Raw genomic sequence first — 3,631 nt, 5'->3', positions numbered from 1 at the left:
TTTATAATCATTCCTAGCGTTATCTGTGTGATAAAACACCAACGGAATGAACTGCATAATGAAAAAGAAGGATTAGCACGGTGGAATATTCAGTCTCTCCAGATGCCCTCAAAGATAAAGTAATTTTGGTTACCGGCGCTGGCGCAGGTATTGGTCGCCAGGCGGCACTTAGTTTTGCAGAGCGCGGTGCAACCGTTATTCTGCTTGGTCGCAATGTTAAAAACCTAGAACTTATATACGATGAAATCGAATCGGCGGGTTACCCACAGCCAGCGATCATTCCTCTCGACCTTAAGGGTGCGACGAAACAAAACTACCTAGATATGGCTGAAACAATTGAAGGTCAATTCGGTCGCCTTGATGGGTTACTGCATAATGCTGGCGTTTTAGGCACACTGAGTCCATTCGAGCAAGTTGAAGAAAATACGTTTGACGACGTTATCCAAATCAACGTCAAAGCACAGTTCTTAATGACTCAAGCTTTATTACCTACCATTAAGAAATCAGAAGCAGGTCGTATTGTCTTTACTTCATCAACGGTCGGTCACTCAGGCCGTACGTTCTGGGGTAGCTACGCGATTTCAAAATTCGCGACTGAAGGCATGATGCAAATTCTTGCTGATGAACTCAGCGACACACCAATTCGAGTCAATGCAATTAACCCCGGTGCAACACAAACGCGTATGCGTGCAAAAGCGTACCCAGGTGAAGATGCGAATACACTAAAAACACCGTTAGACATTATGCCACTGTATCTACATTTAATGGATCCAAGCATGACTGAAACAAACGGTCTTTGTGTTGATGCTCAGCCAAAAAGATAACGTCTTTAGTTAACATCAACTTAGTCCCAATATAAAAGGTCGCCCCAAGCGGCCTTTTTTCATATCTAGAATCCACAATAAAAATATTCCCCCTCGTCAGCGATAAATTTCTTGCAGCAAATCCACACTCAAATATACTGTATGTATATACAGGTATCTATTATGCATGAACTCATTGAAAATCTAAAAGGCCGCCACTTAATTTGGCAAGGTCAGCAACCACAACAACAGCACCAAACCATCTCAACGGGCTTTCCATTACTCGACCAAAAATTAGATGGTGGGTTTCCTGTGCACGGTGTTATTGAAGTTGAATCACAGCATGGTATTGGTGAGCTACGTCTAGCATTGCCACATATTCAACACAGCCCTGCTAATCGGTTAGTTGTATTTATCAACCCTCCAGGGATCATCAGCTCAGAGTTTTTTAGTGCTCAAAATATCCGACTAGACAAGATATTAATCATAAACCCTCGTTCTGATATCGAAGCTTTATGGGCAGCAGAACAATGTCTAAAAAGCGGTGCCTGTGGCTCAGTTTTTCTTTGGAATGTGGCGCTAGAAATACATCAAATCAAGCGCTTGCAGATTGCCAGCGAAACAGGAAACAGTCTGCAATTCATTTTTAAATCCACCAGCTTAAACCAAATTTCTCTGCCCGTTTCTTTAAGCATGAAGCTGGCTCCCCATGACAGTGGGCTAAAGATCACCATAGTAAAACGTAAAGGAGGTTGGTCTTACGGATCGTTTGTCCTTGGGTTAGAACAGCAATGGCCAGAACTCACCGTAGCTAGACAGCTAAGTGGACATAGCGCGACAGTTCTTAACTTCCCATTGGTAAAACAAGGATAAACGCATGCTATTGTGGATTTACTTACACTTCCCTCAACTACAGCTTGATTCCCTTTACCAAGCGGAGAGTGAGCACCCACTCATTATTGTGAACGAAAAAGATCATAGCGTATTGCAAAGCAGTCAAATAGCACGAGAAATGGGTATAAAACCAGGAATGGGGCTTGGCTCTGCGGCGGCGCTTTGTCATAACTTGCAAGTGCACCCTTATAGCCCAGAGTCGGAACAATCAAAGCTCATTGAAATTGCTCAGTGGGCCTACTTAGTCACTTCTGACATCGTACTTTACCCTCCTAATGGATTACTGATTAAAGCGTCGAATATGCTTTCTCTATACGACGGTTTAGATAATTACTGGCGCGTATTACGTAACCACTTAGCGGAACTCAAAATACACTTTAGCTTTTCCTCAGGATTTTCCCCCTACTCCACCATTTTATTAGGAAAAATGAGAGAGAACTTTGTCAGTTCAGACAAGTCTGAGATTCAGCAAAGGGTCGAACGACACTCACTCACCGCCACTGAATTACCCACTAAACAAACTGAACGCTTAAAACGTGTTGGTATTACTTCGATAGCTGATTTACTGAAGTTGCCGCTACCCGACATTGCACGACGCTTTGACATTGACTTGGTCAATTATGTCGGTCGTTTATCCGGGCAATTTAAGCACCCGCTTGATTTCTACCACCCGCCAGAAAAGTTTGAACAGTACTTAGAGTTGCTTTTTGATATTGAGAACGTGCAGTGGCTCGCCAAGCCCTTACTCAAATTGCTCAATCAATTAGAAGCTTTTTTGCGCTTAAGGGATCGCGTCGCATTTGAACTGAGTTTAGCGCTGCATCAACGTGACAAACCTGACTGCATCATTACTTTCACATCGGCTCAGGGAGACTACTTAGCATCAAAATGGGTGATTTTATCTAATTTAAAAATGGAAGCTTTAATGCTCGACTCCGCCGTTCATGGTATGACTTTATCCCTTTCCCGCCAAGGTGAGCCCCATACGTATTATGGCGATTTATTTGATGGTAATACTGGCACTCAAAGCTCACTGGAACTGCTTTCTCTTTTACAGGCGAAGCTTGGAGACAGTGCTATCTCGTCACCACAATTATCTCATGATCCAAGACCTGAGAAAGCGAACCTGTATACACAGCCAAAACCTCAACGTGAGATAAGCGGCACACATAAGGAGCTTGAAAGTAACACCGATAAAGTAAGTCCACAGCGCCTAAGACCTAGCCTGTTGTTAGACGAACCTCAAAAGCTCACTGAAAAAGTAGAACTCACTCAAGGTCCTGAACGAATTATTGCAGGTTGGTGGGACGGCGATAAGGTTATACGGGACTACTTTATTGCTCGAAGTGAACAAGGACGTTGGCTATGGGTGTATCGAACTCCAGGTAAGCACTGGTTTTTGCACGGGTTATTCTGTTAGTACGGTCTAATTTATTATGTCGATAAAATATGCGGAGCTATTCTGCCAAAGTAATTACTCTTTTCTTGAAGGCGCTTCTCACGCTGACGAGTTAGTGTTACAAGCTGACTTTCTACGCTATCAAGCCATTGCGATTACCGATGAATGCTCCGTTGCTGGAATTGTTAAAGCACATGCAGCTATTCAACAACACCAACTCTCCATTGAACTCATTGTTGGCAGTATGTTTTGGCTCAACGATGAATGCCAATTCATACTCATTTGCCCTAACCGGAAAGCTTACGCTGAACTTTGTCGCGTTATCAGTAACGCTCGAAGACGCAGTGAAAAAGGTAGCTATCAACTTTCCGAGTGGGACGTCATGTCTATTCAACACTGCTTTATCGTTTGGATTCCARCTCACCAAGGTTGCGATCAATACTGGGGAGACTGGCTACATCAGCACCATACAAAAAGGCTATGGGTAGGCTTACAACGTCATTTGAAACAGCAAGATAAAGCTTATATACAGCAC

At 43.3% G+C, this 3,631-nt stretch carries 4 protein-coding genes; all 4 read left to right on the top strand.

The annotated features are described in order from the left end of the window. The first annotated feature begins 80 nt into the window (after nucleotides 1–80). The gene (locus L4C33_RS20515; protein ID WP_428814248.1) at nucleotides 81–824 is read left to right on the top strand and encodes a YciK family oxidoreductase; all 744 of its coding nucleotides are present in this window, start codon (nucleotides 81–83) and stop codon (nucleotides 822–824) included. Between the two features lie 162 nt (nucleotides 825–986). After that, entirely contained in the window at nucleotides 987–1,676 is a 690-nt protein-coding gene (imuA, locus tag L4C33_RS20510; RefSeq protein WP_428814247.1) for a translesion DNA synthesis-associated protein ImuA, read from the top strand. 4 nt (nucleotides 1,677–1,680) lie between these two features. Beyond that, entirely contained in the window at nucleotides 1,681–3,117 is a 1,437-nt protein-coding gene (locus L4C33_RS20505) for a Y-family DNA polymerase (RefSeq protein ID WP_428814246.1), read from the top strand. Nucleotides 3,118–3,133: 16 nt separating this feature from the next. Further along, nucleotides 3,134–3,631 (top strand): PHP domain-containing protein (locus L4C33_RS20500; RefSeq protein WP_428814245.1); only part of this gene is annotated, 498 nt, incomplete at its 3' end.

It is taken from the genome of Vibrio makurazakiensis (genome assembly GCF_050337375.1).
Lineage (GTDB): Bacteria > Pseudomonadota > Gammaproteobacteria > Enterobacterales > Vibrionaceae > Vibrio > Vibrio makurazakiensis.
The sequence above is the reverse complement of the archived record's forward strand: the minus strand, read 5'-3'. Positions and strand labels throughout refer to the sequence as shown.